Source organism: Winogradskyella poriferorum (assembly GCF_036553625.1).
GTDB lineage: Bacteria > Bacteroidota > Bacteroidia > Flavobacteriales > Flavobacteriaceae > Winogradskyella > Winogradskyella poriferorum.
The window spans coordinates 1,068,811-1,086,567 of sequence record NZ_JAZHOU010000001.1 but is presented as its reverse complement, the minus strand read 5'-3'; the positions used below and the strand labels follow the sequence as shown (position 1 = coordinate 1,086,567).

The 17,757-nt window shown below is 33.6% G+C and carries 12 protein-coding genes; 3 read left to right on the top strand and 9 right to left on the bottom strand.

All coding sequences use genetic code 11. From position 1 onward, the window contains the following. Positions 1-2: 2 nt before the first annotated feature. Positions 3-821, bottom strand: a complete 819-nt coding sequence (locus V1468_RS04870; RefSeq protein ID WP_408647355.1) for an AraC family transcriptional regulator — start codon at positions 819-821, stop codon at positions 3-5. A 264-nt stretch (positions 822-1,085) separates the two neighbouring features. Here V1468_RS04870 and V1468_RS04865 point away from each other — a divergent pair, with 264 nt between their 5' ends. Then, positions 1,086-1,643, top strand: a complete 558-nt coding sequence (locus tag V1468_RS04865) for a hypothetical protein (protein ID WP_331809112.1) — start codon at positions 1,086-1,088, stop codon at positions 1,641-1,643. Between the two features lie 67 nt (positions 1,644-1,710). Here the strand turns inward: V1468_RS04865 and V1468_RS04860 are convergent, their stop codons facing one another. The 7 genes from V1468_RS04860 to hemH form a co-directional block, all read right to left on the bottom strand. Continuing rightward, complete coding sequence (locus V1468_RS04860; protein ID WP_331809111.1) at positions 1,711-2,784, bottom strand: PA0069 family radical SAM protein; 1,074 nt, start codon at positions 2,782-2,784, stop codon at positions 1,711-1,713. A 104-nt stretch (positions 2,785-2,888) separates the two neighbouring features. Beyond that, a complete protein-coding gene (locus V1468_RS04855) occupies positions 2,889-3,671 on the bottom strand; it encodes an enoyl-CoA hydratase/isomerase family protein (RefSeq protein ID WP_331809110.1) in 783 nt (260 codons plus the stop codon). A 53-nt stretch (positions 3,672-3,724) separates the two neighbouring features. Next, on the bottom strand, positions 3,725-5,179 hold the full coding sequence (locus V1468_RS04850) for a sensor histidine kinase (protein WP_331809109.1): 1,455 nt from the start codon (positions 5,177-5,179) through the stop codon (positions 3,725-3,727). 40 nt (positions 5,180-5,219) lie between these two features. Continuing rightward, a complete protein-coding gene (locus V1468_RS04845; protein WP_331809108.1) occupies positions 5,220-5,768 on the bottom strand; it encodes a CopD family protein in 549 nt (182 codons plus the stop codon). A 90-nt stretch (positions 5,769-5,858) separates the two neighbouring features. Then, positions 5,859-8,945: a VPS10 domain-containing protein gene (locus tag V1468_RS04840; protein WP_331809107.1), complete on the bottom strand. Its 3,087-nt coding sequence runs from the start codon at positions 8,943-8,945 to the stop codon at positions 5,859-5,861. Between the two features lie 49 nt (positions 8,946-8,994). Next, positions 8,995-10,347: an MATE family efflux transporter gene (locus V1468_RS04835; RefSeq protein WP_331809106.1), complete on the bottom strand. Its 1,353-nt coding sequence runs from the start codon at positions 10,345-10,347 to the stop codon at positions 8,995-8,997. Between the two features lie 3 nt (positions 10,348-10,350). Then, positions 10,351-11,388 (bottom strand): ferrochelatase, encoded by a 1,038-nt coding sequence (gene hemH, locus V1468_RS04830; protein WP_331809105.1) that lies wholly within the window; start codon positions 11,386-11,388, stop codon positions 10,351-10,353. A 225-nt stretch (positions 11,389-11,613) separates the two neighbouring features. Between hemH and V1468_RS04825 the strand changes: the two genes are divergently transcribed. Further along, the gene (locus V1468_RS04825; RefSeq protein ID WP_331809104.1) at positions 11,614-15,132 is read left to right on the top strand and encodes a TraB/GumN family protein; all 3,519 of its coding nucleotides are present in this window, start codon (positions 11,614-11,616) and stop codon (positions 15,130-15,132) included. Positions 15,133-15,355: 223 nt separating this feature from the next. Here V1468_RS04825 and V1468_RS04820 read toward each other — a convergent pair whose 3' ends face one another. After that, entirely contained in the window at positions 15,356-16,255 is a 900-nt protein-coding gene (locus V1468_RS04820; RefSeq protein ID WP_331809103.1) for an AraC family transcriptional regulator, read from the bottom strand. Between the two features lie 200 nt (positions 16,256-16,455). Here V1468_RS04820 and hemA point away from each other — a divergent pair, with 200 nt between their 5' ends. After that, positions 16,456-17,715 (top strand): glutamyl-tRNA reductase, encoded by a 1,260-nt coding sequence (gene hemA / locus V1468_RS04815; protein WP_331809102.1) that lies wholly within the window; start codon positions 16,456-16,458, stop codon positions 17,713-17,715. Positions 17,716-17,757 lie beyond the last annotated feature (42 nt).

Sequence of the window (17,757 nt, the reverse complement as noted above, 5' to 3'; positions counted from 1 at the left end):
TATTACTGAACCATTAATTTTACTTCACTTCTATATTTTGAAGCGCTTTTACCTGTAAATTCTTTAAACAATTTATTGAAATGTGAGAAGTTATTAAAGCCACACTCAAAACTAATATCTGTTATACTCATTTGACTTTCTGTAAGTAGTTTAGTTGCATGTACAACTCTATATTCATTTACAAGTTTGGTAAATGTTTTTCCTGTTACTTTTTTGAAATATCTACAAAAAGCAGGAACCGTCATACTCACCTTATCTGCTATTTCATCTAGACTTATGTGTTCTTTAAAATTTTCGTTTATGTGTTTAAAAATTGTGTCAATTTTTGCGCTGTCTTGTGGTTCTGTTTCAAACCTATAACCATCTGCATTTAGAATCGTATAATCTTCTGCCTTAGCTAAACTGTGTAAAATTTCAAGAAGAACAAGTATTTTTTTGAATCCTTCTTTTTCAGATAGCTTTTCAATTTTTTTACCAAGCTTTTGTTTAGTAGGAATACCGAAAAGTATTCCACTCTTTGCTCGTTCAAATAAACTATTAATTTTTTCCATCTCCGGAATATCAAAAAAATGCTTACCTAAAAACTCTGGTTTAAACTGAACAATAGTTTCTGTTCCATATACAGTAAGTCTGTCTGTAAAACCATTATGAGGTAAATTAGATCCAATAAGTAAGAGTTGACTGTTATTAAAGTAAGATAAATGATTACCTATATGTCGCTTTCCCTTTCCTTTATTAACATAAACCAATTCAATCTCTGGATGAAAATGCCAAAATGGTTTCTTTTCACCTACATATGCTCCATGCTTAATAACTTTCATAGAGCTCCCAAATTCTGGGCTAATTTTTTCTAGTATAGGTTTTCTTGTACTCACTGCTAATATTTTAGTACAAAGTTACTGTATTAAAAAAATCAAACATATATAAAATTACCACTATTATATACTATTTTAACCACATACCTCTTTAAAATTTTATTTTGGGTTAATTTTACATATAAATATGCCAAAATTGTTGTTTTCAGCTACCTCCTATCATAATACATTTGTAGTGTTAATTCAGTTTAACCTTAAAAAAGGAAAAAGATGAAAACATTAATTAAAAGTATTTTGGTAGTAGCAGTGATGTTGGGAACATACACAAGCTATGCAAGCGAGACCTTAAAGGATTTACCAACATTTAAATTTGTAAATGAAGGGCATAATCTTTCTGTAACTAATGATTCGGGTGAAGTTATTTTTAGTGGTCGTATTAAGCATGATGGAAATCTAGTTAGACTTTTTGATTTTAGTCAACTAAGCAATGGAATATATACTGTAGAAATCAGTAAAGATTTTGAAATTGAAGTTGTTGATTTACAAGTAACTAACAAGAGTGTTAAAATCTTAAATGACACCCAGACAAAAATTTATAAACCTGTTGTAAGAGCCGAAGAGGGAGTTGTTATCGTTTCAAAAATTGGTCTTGACACCAATAACATGGACGTAGAACTTTACTTTGAAGATGAGCTAATACATAGTGAAAATGTTGAAGGTAAAGATGTCTTAAACAGAGTTTATAAATTAGATAAAACCGTTAAAGGTGAGTATACAGCTGTTATTAAATCTAATGGCAGAGTATACACTAAGAATTTTAGGATATAAATTTTGATTGTTTATATATTAGTTATTTTTTTACTTCGGAAGTGGGCTTTATGCCCACTTTTGTTTTTTAGAATAGTTTCATTTGACCATCCTTGTACTGCTGGTGCAAACTGGTATTGAGCTTAGGCATAGTCTTCCCTCTAAAGTATTTTAACCTTGCCAAAGCCATCAAATCACTAATTTGTTTTGCCATTTTCCCTTCTCCTTTCATTCTTACACCGTATCTACTCTCGTTTAGGGTTCCTCCATGACAGTTTTTAATTTGATGTAAGACTTTATCTGCTCTATCTGGCATCTTTTTTTTAATCCAGTCTGTAAAAATTTCACCAATAGCTCCATTTAGTCTAACAACTGTATGTGCAATACTTAAAGCTCCAGATTCAGACACAGCCTTAGCCATTGGTAAAATTTCATGACTATTAATAGAAGGGATTATTGGAGCTAACATTACATTTACAGGAATACCGTTATCACTCAGTTCTTTAATGGTTTGAAGTCTTCTTTTTATAGTTGCGGTTCTTGGCTCTAAAATGCGTCTTGTGTCTTCAGATAGCGATGTTATAGAGATATTTACTGCAATTAAATTGTCTTTTGCTAGTGCTCTTAGAATCTCAATATCTCTTAATATTAGCGCATTTTTTGTAATAATCCCTACAGGATGTTTGTATTTTAAAAACACCTCTAAGCACTGTTTAGTTAATTGAAACTTCTGCTCTGCTGGCTGGTAACAATCCGTATTACCAGACATGACTATGGTATGTGCTTTCCAGCTTTTCTTTTTTAGGAGATTTTCCAAGAGTTTTGGCGCGTCTTTTTTTACTAAAATTTTACGTTCAAAATCTAAACCTGCACTAAAACCCCAAAACTCATGACTATTGCGAGCGTAACAATAAATACATCCATGCTCGCAACCTTGATACATATTCATAGAATATGCCATACCTACATCTGGGCTCTCTACTTTGTTGACTATGGTTTTAGGAAATACATTAAGATATTGTGTCTTATTCTTATCTACAACCTCGCCTTCTTTATGGCAATATTCTAAGAAATCATCACGCATTTCGTGAGATAACTCAAAAAAACGGTTATGGATGTTTCGTTGGGCACCTCTACCTTTAATCACATCTTTCCTTTTCATATTGTAAAAGTAAAATGAAAGACACAGGATAGTGGCTACAGAATGTAGTATTAACGATAACAGAATCTCTTAAAAAAAGTCTGTTTTAAAAAAAAGAGTTTTATTTATTTCCCAGGAAAATCAGCTTTGCGCTTTTCTAAGAATGCTGTTGTACCCTCTGTAAAATCTTCTGTACCAAAACAGTCTCCGAAGGCTTTTATTTCTACATCATAACCATTAACACCATCTTTGTAATTGGCATTCACAGCTTTAATAGCCTCTGAAATTGCAACTGATGAATTACGCATTATTTTACCTGCAATACCTTGGCAAAACTCTATCAGTCCTTCTTGCTCTACAACATGGTTTACCAAACCGTAACTCAAAGCCTGATTAGCATCTATCATGCCAGCTGTCATAATCATTTCCATAGCTCTACCCTTACCTACTAACTGAGATAAACGTTGCGTACCACCATAACCAGGTATTACTCCCAATGATGTTTCTGGTAAGCCCATTCTGGCATTGGTACTTGCAACCCTAAAGTGACAAGCCATTGCTAATTCTAAACCGCCTCCAAGTGCAAACCCATTAACGGCTGCAATAACAGGAGTACTTAAATTTTCTACAAAATCGAATAGAAGTTTCTGACCTTGTGCTGCTAATTTCCCACCTTCTTCTACATTAAAATCCGCGAATTCACTAATATCTGCTCCTGCTACAAATGCTTTTTCTCCACTTCCGGTAACAATAATAACCTTGGTGTTTTTGTCTTTATTAGCCTCGTCAAAAGCATCGTGCAGTTCTTGTATTGTCTCTTTATTTAACGCATTAAGCTTTTTAGGTCTATTAATAGTGATGATTGTTGTTCCGTTTTGATAGTCTGTAAGTATATTGTTATAAGACATAATATTTTATTGATTTAATATGTAAAAACCTGAAGATATTCAGGATGATAAGGTCATTCTTTAGGAAACGCCACAGTAAACGTCGTACCTTTTCCTTCTTGTGATGTAAAGGTAATACTTCCTTTGAAGGTTTCCACAATATTTTTTACCATTGCCAGTCCTAATCCCATACCACTTGACTTTGTGGTAAATTTAGGCTCAAATATTTTTGATTTTGTTTCTTCTGCAATACCATTACCATTATCTTCTACAGTGACTTTTACTTCAGACCCTTCAGAAAATACTATAACTTTTATACTTGGATTTTCTTTTTCTTCAGGTATGGCCTGTATTGAGTTTTTAACCAAATTAGTCACAACCCTAATAAGCTGTGTACGATCAAACTTAGCTATAATCTCATCTTCTTTAGCTTCAAAAGAAATATAATCTTCATTAAAAATGTCTAATGCCAGTTTTACAATATGAACAACATCGAGATTTTCAGATTTTTGAGCTGGCATTTTGGCAAAGTTTGAAAATGCAGATGCTATAGAGCTCATAGTATCTATCTGTTGAATTAACGTATTACTGTACTCATCTACTTTTTGATGAATATTCTCATCGCTTGGGTCAAATTTACGCTGAAAGCTCTGTACACTCAACCGCATTGGTGTTAGTGGATTTTTAATTTCGTGCGCTACTTGTTTTGCCATTTCTCTCCAAGCTTGCTCACGTTCGCTTGTAGCCAGTTTCACAGCACTTGCCTCAAGCTCATCTATCATACTATTATAAGAGTTTACAAGTGTTTCTATCTCTTCGCTAGTAGCTTCAACTTTTATTTTTTTATTTCGCTTTTCGAGTCTTGTTTCATTCATCTTATCACTTATTGTTTTAAGTGATTTTGTTATATATTTTGAGATAAAATAAGCAAATACAATAGCTGCTAATATCATTGCTAAATAGGCGTAGCCTAGACGCATTAAAAACTCATTGAGCTCTTTATTCAAAAAATCATCATTTTCTAAATACGGCAGATTGAGTATAGCTAAATTTTTAAACTTACCATCTGTGATGTAAGAGTAAGAAGATTGAAATATTTGTCCGTTTTTTTCTTTTTTAAGAACATAACGATGCTCTGCTGTGTTAGATAATGCATTAAGAACATCTGCATCTAAACACTGTTCTGTAGTATCTCTTTGAATGGTGCGCTTAGAACTTTTAAGTAATTGACCATCTAAATTGTACAAATTTACTTGTAAGCTATGTATGGCGTCAATATCAAAAATAGCATCCTTAAAAATTAATGGAATATTTTCTGTAGTAACAGGATAAGTAGTCTCTTGTACAATAAATTCTATACTCTTCCTAATAGCCTTTTCTTTACGCTCTAATCGCTCTCTATGGTAATCTCTAGCCTCTTCGTTGTACTGATATATTGTAACTGCCGCAATTAATACAGATGCTAATAATACCAGAAGTATCATAGCAATAAATATTCGAGATCTTAAAGAGAGTTTTTTAATCTTCATCAGCTTATTAATGGACTAAATATAGCAATAATCAAGCCAATTAGACATCTGGATTTTTTTCGCGTATGCGTTTATAAAGTTTAAACCCTAACATTATAAGTATCCCAAGAACTACGATACCAACAACACCAAAAATCCAATTAATGGTACTTTTTAAAATAACCAAAAAGACTACTGCAAAAAGAATAAAGGTTGCTCCCTCATTCCATATTCTCATAAAATTTGAAGTTACTTTTACTTCATCATTTTGAAGTTGCTTATAGTAAATATGAGTTTTGAAGTGGTAAATAAATAGTAAAACTACAAAGGCTAATTTTACATGCATCCATCCTTGCTGAAACCAACTAGGCATTAAAATCATTAGCCAAATCGCAAATAACGTTGCAAGAATTGCTGATGGCCAAGTAATAATAAACCACAAGCGCTTCGCCATAAGCTTTAGCTGCTTTCCTAGAATTTCCTTTTCTGGTGATGGTTTATGAAACGCTTCTATTTGATATACAAACAATCTCGGAATGTAAAACAAACCTGCAAACCAAGTGATAACAAAAATGAGATGTAGTGATTTTATGTAATTGTAGTATTCCATAGATTTATTTTGTCACCCTGAACTCGTTTCAAGGTCTATCTTATTTTTTTATTAGATGCTGAAAATAAATTCAGCATGACAAATTTAGACTTAATCCTCAACAAACAAATAATTCAACTGTTTAGAATTAAAGGCTGCATTAAATGCTTTAATTTCGTCATTAAGAATTGTGTTAAACTGAGACAATTGGGCTTCAATTTTTGAAGTCAATTCATTTTTAACAGCAACGTCTTGGTCGGTTGGCGCAAAATCTCCCATGCTTACCAAAGCATTGAGATGCCCTAATTTATTGGTCAACTTAATCGGAAAATTCAAAGGATCTTGACCACTTCTATTTTTAGTTTGGTATAATTCCTTTTCAATGTTTGAAAGTTGCTCTTCTAAAGCTTTGGCTTTTTCCACCAGATCTTTCACATTTTCATCGTCTTTGTATTGTTTTTGAAATGCACTTAACTGACCATTAATATTTCTAATTTTTTTGATAGATTTATGTGCTTTGTCCATAGTTTCGTTAACATCTTTTACAAACTGAAACTGTTTTTCCATATCAGCAAGCGTGCTTTCTGCCCTTGGATCTGCAAGAATCGTAAATGGCTTTGATTGCTCATTTCCATTGACATTTAAACTCACTTTATACTCACCAGGAATTGCTCTTGGTCCTTCTAAACTTGCCCACCACAATATCATACCTGGTAAACGTTCTGCTCCATCATAGGTCATATCCCAAACAAACTGATTTGCTCCATTTTCAACTTTAAGCATATTCTTTTTGTCTTTGGTTGAAAATGTTTTAATAGTGTCTCCTTTTGTATCGAAATAGGTTAGAGATACTTCATCGTCTTCCTTATAATCTTTTAAATTGAAATACGTGATAACACCATTTGGATGATTAGCACCAGACGTTAAACTACCACTTCTTCCTCCACCTCGCATTCTGTAAGTGTCTTTTGGTTGAAATAAAACTGTTTTACTTAAATCTGCATCGTATAATTGATGAATTACGGTTAAATCATCTATCATCCAAAGACTTCTACCTTGAGTCGCCACTATTAAGTTATTGTCTTTTATGGTTAAATCGGTTATTGGCACTATTGGTAAATTCAATTGAAATGGCTTCCAGTCTTTACCATCGTTAAACGAAATATACATTCCTGTTTCGGTACCTGCATACAGTAACCCTTTACGTTTTGGATCTTCTCTTAAAACTCTCGTAAAATGCTCTCCGTTAATACCATTAGTGATTTTTTTCCAGGTTTTTCCGTAGTCTGTGGTTTTGTATAGATAAGGTGCAAAATCACCTGTTTTGTATTTTGTACCAGCGACATAGCAAGTACCTTCATCAAAAGCACTTGGCTCTATACTATTAATCATCATCCAATCTGGCATACCTTTAGGTGTGACATTGTCCCAGGTTTTACCACCATCTTTAGTAACATGAATTAAACCATCGTCACTACCAACCCAAAGTAAACCTTCTTTTAAAGGGGATTCTTGTGCTGCAAAAATAGTACAGTAATATTCTACTGAAGTATTGTCTTGTGTTATTGGTCCTCCTGAAGATTTTAATTTTTCCGGATCGTTTCGAGTTAAATCTGGACTAACGATATCCCAAGATTGTCCTTCATTTTCTGTAACATGAACGTGCTGAGAAAAGGTATACAGTCGGTTTGGATTATGCTTAGAAAAAATAATCGGAAAATTCCATTGAAAACGATACTTCATGCCTTCTGCACCATGACCCATTGGGTTGTCTGGCCAGACATTAATCGCTCTTACAGTTCCTGTTTTATGATTCACTCTTGTTAAGAATCCATCGTAACTTCCTCCATAGACAATATCGTTATCCTCAGGATCTACAGCAATGTGTGCAGATTCTCCACCCGCTGTACTTTCCCAATCGTCTTCCGTAATAGCATAACCATCGGTACGATGCGGAATTCTTATTGTAGAATTATCCTGCTGAGCCACATATATACGATACGGAAAGGCATTATCTGTTGTTACTCTGTAAAACTGTGATGTTGGTTGATTGTGATAGGTACTCCAGGTTTCACCACCATCGTAAGTAACTTGTGCTCCTCCATCGTCACCAATAATCATTCGGTCTGGATTTTCTGGAGCAATCCATAGATCGTGATGATCTCCGTGTGGTGCGTTATAGGTGTTAAAATTTTTGCCGCCATCAGTACTTTTATGATAGCGCACGTTAAGCACATAAACTGTATTTACATCTTTGGTATCTGCATAGACTCTGGTGTAATACCAAGCGCGCTGACGTAGTTTTCTTTCATCATTAACTTGTGTCCATGTTTCACCACCATCATCACTGCGATATAAACCACCTTGGTCTTTATTTTCAACAATCGCCCAAAGGCGTTGGTTATTTATTGGCGAAACTGTTATACCTATAATACCCAAAATGCCTTCAGGAAAACCTTTATTAACCGATATTTCTGTCCAAGTTTCTCCACTGTCTGTACTTTTCCACAAAGCTGAACCTTCACCACCAGAACTTAAACTGTAAGGTGTTCGTTGTACGCGCCAAGTTGAAGCATACAAAATCCTAGGATTTGTAGGATCCATGATTAGATCTACAACACCAGCATGTTCATTTGAAAACAAGGTTTTTTCCCATGTTTTTCCGCCATCTGTACTTTTATAAACTCCACGCTCTTGCGTTGGTTTGTAAATATTACCTAAAACACCAGCATAAACAATATTGTGATTGGTAGGATGAATTACTATACGAGGTACATGTCTACTTTTAGACAAACCAGATGCTTTCCATGTTTTACCAGCATCTACACTTTTCCAAATACCATAACCAGAAGACACATTACCTCTTACTGTTTTTTCTCCACCACCAACGTAAATAACATTTGGGTCGCTCTTAGAAACAGCTATGGCTCCAATGCTTCCTCCAAAATATCCGTCTGATATGTTTTCCCAGGCACGACCTCCGCTTGTAGTTTTCCAAATACCTCCACCAGTAGCTCCAAAATAATATAAGTTAGGTTGATTTGGCACTCCTGTAACAGCAGCACTTCTTCCACCTCTAAAGGGTCCGAGCAATCTGTATTCTAAGGCTCCATAATCGGATTCTTGAAAGTCTTGTGATTGAAGATTTAAGCTAAAACATGCTATTAAAACAGCTAACAAATAAGGTGAAAATCGCATAAAAATTAGTAGTTGGTTAAAGAACACTAAAATTACGGATTTAAAATTATTATACTTCCTTCGGTATTAACTTTAACTTTACTTCTCTGTGTAAAAAGTAAACGGTAACTATGGTTGCTAAAACGTCTGAAATTGGAAAAGACATCCAAACACCAAGTTCACCATAGAATCTTGGTAGAATAAAAATTAAAGGTATAAAGAAAATTCCTTGGCGAAGTAATGTAAGTAATAAAGCTGGTGTTGCTTTACCTATAGCCTGAAAATATGCTGCGCCAATAAGCTGAACACCAATGATTGGTGTTGCTGCAAATACCCATCGCATGGCTGGTGGAGTTTCTTTTAATACTTCTGTATCTTGTGTAAAAAGTTGAGTTATAGTATCTGGAAACAACATTAAAAAAACAAATATGATGGCTGCTAAAGCGACTCCGTACTTAATGGCTGTAAGAATAGATTCTCGTACACGCTTATATTGTTCTGCTCCATAATTATAGCCTGCAATTGGTAAAAACCCTTGTGTGATTCCATAAACTGGAAATAATGCAAACATGAGCATTCTACCTACAATTGCGTATGCTGTTACAGAAGTCTCACCTCCCAAATTGAATAAAATATTATTCATTAATAAATAAGTAACGCTCACTATGGCTTGTCTAGCTAAGGTTACAAAACCTAAACTTCCTATCTCTCTTATAATTGGAAAGTTTAACTTGTAAAAACAATCTGTTATTCTCAGCTCTGAATTTTTAGATAAAAAATACCAAGTTATAAACGCCAAACACAGCATGTATGAGCCTGTTGTTGCCCATGCCGCACCATGCATACCATAGCCCAAAACTTTTATGAAGATATAATCCAAAAGTAAATTGCCAATAGATGGAATCATCATGGCATACATAGCAAACTTAGGCTTTCCTTCTGCTCGTATTACGGTGTTTCCCATCATACAAAGCGCCAAAAAAGGCACACCATACAATACGATGATATAGTAAATCCGAGCAGGATCAAAAATAGCTCCTTTACCACCAAATGCTGGTATTATAGAATCTACAAAATACAACCCTGGAATAACAAATGAAATTGTAAATAAGAGCGTTAAGGTTATTTGATTTCCAAATGTAGTTAGTGCTTTTTCTCTGTTATTTGCTCCAAGTGCTCTAGAAATAATTGAAGAACCACCAATACCAATAGCCATACCCAAAGCCGCAATAAAAAACGACACTGGCAAAACCACATTTATCGCAGCAATAGCATTAGGCCCAATCCAATTACCAACAAAAATAGTATCTACAAGAATGTTGAGTGACATTACCAAAATTCCGATAGAGGCTGGTACAGCTTGCTTTACCAGCAATTTACCTATTGGTTGACTCCCTAAATCTTGTGAGGACACTTTAGCCATTTATTACACTGCTAAAGTTTCAGATGTTGCCCATTCTTCAATCATATTAGTTAATACTTGTGCAAAATCATCTCTGTCATTAAGACAAGGAATTACCGTAAACTCCTTTCCGCCTACTTCGTGGAAGATTTCCTCACCTTCCATGGCGATTTCTTCTAAAGTTTCTAAACAGTCACTAACAAAGGCTGGAGTTACAATGGCCATTTTTTTAACACCTTCTTTTCCCATTCGCTCAATGGTTCTATCAGTATATGGTTTTAACCATGGATCGAAACCTAATCGAGATTGAAAGGTTGTAGAATACGTTCCATTTTTAAGTTTTAATTTTTTGGCCACATTTACTGTTGTAATTTCGCATTGATGACGGTAACAAAACTCATGTTGAGGGCTACCCATTTTAAAACAACATTTACCATTCATTTTGCAGTTGCCATTGGTAATATCGCTTTTTCTTATGTGGCGCTCTGGCACACCATGATAACTGAATAATATGTGTTCGTAATCTAAACCGTCTAGTTTTTCGGCAATACTTTGCGCTAAAGCTTCTTTGTAATCTTCTCTATGATAAAATGCAGGAGTTCTGGTTATTTTTAATTGCGAAAAGTGCTCTGCAACCAACTCGTCTACCTTTACGTCAATCGTTTCAGTAGTTGCCATAGCAAATTGTGGATATAGTGGGATTGTCTTTACTTCGGTACAACCTTTATCAACCAGTTCTTGCAGTCCTTTTTTAATACTCATACTTCCGTAACGCATGGCCAAAGCAACTGGATAGTCTACCTTATTCTGTACTTTTTCCTGAAGTCTTTCAGACAACACAATTAATGGCGAACCTTCTTCCCACCAAATTTTTTGATATGCTTTAGCCGAAGCCTTTGGTCTGGTATTTAAGATGATTCCTTTTACCAATAATGTACGTGCCCAAAGTGGAAGATCTATAACGCGTTCATCCATTAAGAATTCATCCAAATACTTTTTTACATCTTTTGGATTAGGACTATCTGGCGAACCTAAATTAACTAGTAAAACTCCTTTTTTCATATTCACTTTTTCTTATAACAAAAATACAACCCTTTCGTAATAGAATAAAATCACTTGTATTAGTTTTATTTATAATGCTATGTTAAATACTGTTTTCACTTTTTTTGAGTTGTTATATTTAACAAGGAATATCCATGATTTTAGTTTTTAAACGAGTTTTGATGATGGAGCATGGCTATTTCAATGATTTAAATATCTTTACAAGTCCTGATTATAAAGTACAAAATGAAAAAAATTCTTACAGCCCTAATATTTACAATTTCAATAACAGCTTTTTCTCAACAACAATATCAAAGTCTACTTTGGGAGATTTCCGGTAACGGCTTAGAAAAAACGTCGTACTTATATGGCACAATGCATGTAAGTAAAAAAGTAGCTTTTAGATTAGATGACGTGTTCTACAAAGCGCTTAATGAGAGTGAGTGTGTTGCATTAGAATCTGACCCTATCACATGGCCAGGTTTTAACTATGACATGATGATTGATGAAATAGCCTTTTATAGCAATTACAGGCAAGGGTTTTACACCAATCTTTTTAAGCTTACTCATCCTGAAGAAATGGCTGTTAGAGCTTCGGTTAGAATGGATAATGGCGCTGTAAATGCTTATTTGTATAGAAAAAGTAATGCCGCAGATAATTTTGAAGAAGAAACGTATCTGGACATGTTTATCTATCAGGCAGGAAAGAAAAATGGTAAAGAAATTTATGGCTTAGAAGATTTGGCAGAGTCTCGTTACCTAACCACCAAAGCAGCATACAACACCAATAAAAAAGATATAGATCCTTGGTTACAGAAACTATACGCTAAAGAGAATCCTTATCTCATACAAGAAAATCTTTATCGCGACAGAAACTTAGATCTTTTAGACTCTATAGGAGCAGGTTCTAACACAGAGTTTTACAGAGAAAACATGCTCTTTATCAGAAACGAGAACATGGTAAACTCATTGGTGGATTTAATGCCTAAAAAATCTGTTTTTGCTGGTGTTGGCGCAGCACATTTACCAGGTGAAAAGGGAATGATTAATATGCTTCGTGAAAGAGGTTATACTGTTAAAGCTTTAACATCTGAGCAAACTGATTTTAGTAAAACCGAAAAAACAAAGCTAGACAGCCTTTTTATAGAACCTATTCTAAAAAAGCACATTACACCAGACGGTTTTTTAAGCTTAAATACTTATGACGAATTACGCGAATTCTCTTATGGTGGACAAAAGTATTATTTAGATCCAGATATGACAAATGGTGCTTATTTAACAGTAAACAGAATTAGTCGTTTCACTTATTTGCCAAACGAAAAAGAGAACATGACACTTAAGGAAATAGACGATTTATTGTATGAAGATATACCTGGTGATATTGTAAAGAAAGAAGAATTAAAAGAGCCTTATCCTGGACTAAGTATCGTAAATAAGACTAAAAAAGGTGAATTTCAGAAATACCATATTTACCAAACACCTCTTGAAATCATCATTATAAAATATGCAGGTCGTAGCGATTTTGTGCTTAAACATGAAGCCAAAATATTTAACTCAATAGATATTAAAACACCTACAGATTCTATAATAACGTTTGTGTCTCCTGCTAAAAAGTTTCAAGTTAAGTTTCCTGAATATTACGTTACCAGTAACATGGCTAATAAAGGAAAAAAGCTATTAGAAGGTTATAAAGATGATGCTTACTATTTTGTTGAAGAATCCACACTTCATGACTTAAGCTATATCGAAGAAGACAGCTTTGAAGCTAAGTACTTCCATCATGCGCTTTATTTAAATTATAAACTTGAAGAAGCTGAAGGTGGATTCAAAAGAGGTGATTATAAAACTTATGAGTCTCGTGCTGTCTTAGATTCAACATCTGGTAAAAATTTACACTTAAAAACAATTGTAAAAGATGGTAGTTACTACCTTTTAGGTTATGTTGGCACTAATACTGATGACAAAACTGAATTTTTTAAATCTTTTAAGTTCAATAAAACAGATTATTCAGGGTTTGAGAAATTGGTAGATACTTCACTTCATTTTACAGTAAACACCAATGCCAAATCTCCGTTACCAAATCCTTATGGTTATGGGTACTATGGCTCTAATAAAGACGATAAAGATTACGAAGAAAAAACAAAATCTACTACCTACTCTACAAAAGCCAATGAGCAAATAGAAATTACCCGAACCAAATTTCATGACCTACAAATGTTTCACAACATTGATAGTCTTTGGCAAGATGTAGAGCGAAAAGCTAATGGTGCTACACGTTACTACACACCACGAAAGAAATTTAGAATTTTCAATAGGTCTAAGGCTAAAAAAGATGACATCTATTCTTACTCGTTTAAGTATACAGATAGCAATAGTGCTAAGCAGGTTATGGTGAAGAACATCCTCAAAAAAGGTGTTCTTTTTGAGCTAAAAACATTAATAGATTCTATTAGTGGACCCTCTAAATTTGTAACTGAATTTTACGATTCTTTTACTCCAATAGATACCTTAATGGGTAAAGACGTACTTAAAGATAAAACCCGTCAATTTTTTGAGGCTCTAAAAGAAAATGACAGTATTATTTTAGAATCTTATAGTCTTATTAAATTCAAAAAATACAACAGTAGAGACATCGTTTCTGTTTTAAAAGATTTTGAATTCGATAAAGAACGTTTAAATATAAAGTCGTACTTAGTAGGTCAACTTGTTGAGATAGATCTTAAAAACAATCTAGACTTTATAAAACAATTGTACTACGATAGCTACTCAGATCCACAAACCCAGTCTGCGATATTAGAAGGTTTATTTGACACCAAGAAGAAAGAAAACTTTGAGTTGGCTATGGATTTAATGGAACGCGATTTACCACTTGGTGGTATTGGTAGCATTTTTTATAGCTACGCAAAGAAAGATTCTTTAGAACTAAAAGCCGATTTGTTTCCTGAAATTTTACAGTACAGCACTATTAGCGAATACAAGGAAGCACTTTACGGATTGTTGGCTCGTGTTAAAGATTCTGGCTTGGTTAAGACAAAAGATTACAAAAAATATAAAAACCAGATAATAAATGACGGTAAGATTGAAGTAAAACGCAGTCTAAGTAACAGTGGTTATGGTTACTACTCTGATGATCTATCGACTTACGTTGATTTAATTTTTCCTTATAGAAATGAACGTACTGCCAAAGACTTTTTTGATAAAATGCTCAACGTAGAAGACACATCAGCACTAACAAGGTATTATGTGCTATTGGCTAAAAACAAAGAAAAAATCCCAAGCGAATTAAAGGAGAAGTTGCTAGAGGATGAAGAAAATCAATACAAACTTTTAGAAGAACTGGACGAGGCCAAGCTCTTTAATTCTATAAAGTCACTTAATATTAGTCAGCAACAATTTGCAAAATCTAAACTGTTAGGTAATGCAGATTATGAGAAAGAAAAGGACTCTCTCGTCTTTTTAATGAAACGCGATTTTAAAACTGATAAAGGCAATAAAGATGCCGTGATGTACTTCTTTAAAATAGATAAAGATGATGACTACTCTGGTAAGTCCGAAGTACTACATTACATCTCTTTTATAAAACCTAAAGACGGTAAAAAACTCGTTGTAGATTATTATGATATCAGTAATAGTTATGGTACCACAGTTGATGAAACCAAAGAACTAGACGAGCAAATTGAAGAAATTATTAATCTTGCCATTTACAAAGACCGAAAACGGGTAACACCAACCTCACGTGGTTATAATGGGTATTATGATTACTAACAACGTTAAATCTTAATATACAGAACGAAACTATGGAAAAAATATTAATCTTTATTTGTCTATATATAGGATTAATTTTCTTCCTAAAACTCATTAAGTTACTGATTCTAAAGAACCTTTCAAAAAAGCAAAATAGAACTTTTAATATAGCCTATTTCATTTTATGCTTTCTTGTTCTTTATCTATTAATCATTTTTTAATAAAAAAATGTAATCTATAATTTCTAACTAGAAGCCGTAATATACTTTTTAGGCGTCGTCCCAAACTTCTTTTTAAATGCCGCTATAAAATGACTGGCTGTACTGTAACCTACCTTTAACCCAACCTCATTAACATTATGGTCGCCAGACTCTAAAAGTTTGCGAGCCACTTCCATTTTATAGTCTAATAAAAAGCCATAAACTGTATCACCATAAATCTGCTTAAAACCTTCTTTTAGTTTTTTGAGGCTTAATCCAATAGTTTCTGATAACTCTTGTAAAGTTGGAGGTTCAGCCATATTAGCTATAATAATATCTTTTGCTTTTTTAAGTTTTGCCACATTAACCTCATCGACTAAAAATGGACATTGCTCAACATCCGCATCTTCATTTCTGTTAAAATACAAACTCAAAAGCTCATAAACTTTGCCTTTAAAATACAGTGGTTTTATCGTTTGGTTAAGGTTAAAACTTATCATCTGATTTAGCACCACTGCCATAGATGGATTGATATTTCCGTCTGTATAGTACTTTTTGTTTTTATTCTCATCCGATAAAAAGGTTACATAGTTAGCATCTTGAGAAAAGAGGCTATGAAACTTTTTTATAGACATTACAAAAGATACTAACCAAGAGTGTGGCTGCATTTCTAAATGAATTGGCAAATCGCGTTGCGGATTATAGAGCAGTAAAGATGTTTCTTCTTTAATATTTAGTGTATACGTTCCGTTATTAAACACAAAATTAGCTGAACCTTTAGTGCAAAAATGAAATTGTATATAGGTGCTATCAATCTCACGCTCAAGAATTTCAACAGCATTAGCTTCATTTTTGTGTGTTAATACAAAAAAGCCCTCCTCAATAAAAGTTTCATCAAAAGTACCTTTAGCGACACTTTTCGATGGCGAATTTTCTAATTTCATTTTCTTCTTATTTAGATTCGTTCTAAACAAAAGGCTATAAAACCCTTGATTTTACTGTAAAAATATGACAAATATCATGTTTTTTGAAAAAACAACCGTAAAAAACCAGAAACGACATTTAAAGTTCTTTTAGCGTTATTTTTTTTGTAGCATCAAACATAAATTTGCTTTGTTAATTTCCGAGTCAGGTAAACGAGCGAATGCAACAATACAAAAACACATACTTTTATGCTATTGGTCTCAGCTATCAAAAAGCTGATGCCGAAGTGCGTGGTCATTTTAGCCTAAGCGATTCTGCGAAGCAAAACCTATTAGCAGAAGCCAAGCAAAATGGGATAGAAAGTCTTATTGTAATTTCTACTTGCAACCGAACAGAATTATACGGTTTCGCAGAACATCCATACCAACTTATACATCTGCTTTGTGAAAACACTAAAGGTACTGTAGAAGAGTTTCAAGATGTGGCTTATGTACATAAAGGTAAAAGCGCCATACATCATATGTTTAGAGTTGGCTCTGGTTTAGACAGTCAAATCTTAGGTGATTTTGAAATTATAAGTCAGTTAAAATTTGCTGCAAGAGCTTCAAAAAAAGAAGGCTTATTAAATTCGTTTACGGAGCGTCTTGTAAACTCTGTAATTCAGGCAAGCAAACGCATCAAGAACGAAACCGAATTATCCTCTGGTGCAACATCAGTATCTTTTGCCTCTGTTCAGTACATTATGAACAATGTAGAACGTATTTCAGAAAAAAATATTCTACTTTTTGGTACTGGTAAAATAGGACGAAATACTTGCGAAAACCTAGTAAAACACACTAAAAACTCGCACATTACGCTTATTAACAGAACAAAAACTAAAGCTGAAGAAGTCGCAGGAAAATTCAATCTTATTGTAAAAGATTACGAAAATCTTGAAACAGAAATTAACAACTCTGATATTGTTATTGTAGCTACAGGTGCTCAGAATCCAACGGTTTTTAAAGATTTAATTACCACAAAAAAACCACTATTAGTTTTAGATTTATCCATCCCAAAAAATGTAAACGAAGATATAACAGAGTTAAAAAATGTATCTTTAGTACATATGGATGATTTGGCTAAAATTACGGATGACACTCTAGAAAATCGAAAAGCTTTTATACCAAAAGCCGAAGCTATTATTGAGGAAATTATGGCCGATTTTAATACATGGCTAAACACCTTAAAGTTTGTACCTACAATACAAGCCTTAAAACATAAACTTACCGATTTTAAAAATTCGGAATTAAATACACAGCGCAAAAAATTAGCCGATTTTAATGAAGATCAGGCAGAACTGATTACCAACAACATTATTCAAAAAATAACCAATCAGTTTGCGCACCACTTTAGAGAAGACAACGATACGTCTGATGAGAGTTTAGAACTCATCAAAAAAATATTTCAGCTAGAAGAAACTTCACAGAATGAACTCACTTAGACTTTTTGAATTGAAGCGAAAATTAGATATTTTTTGTTCTTT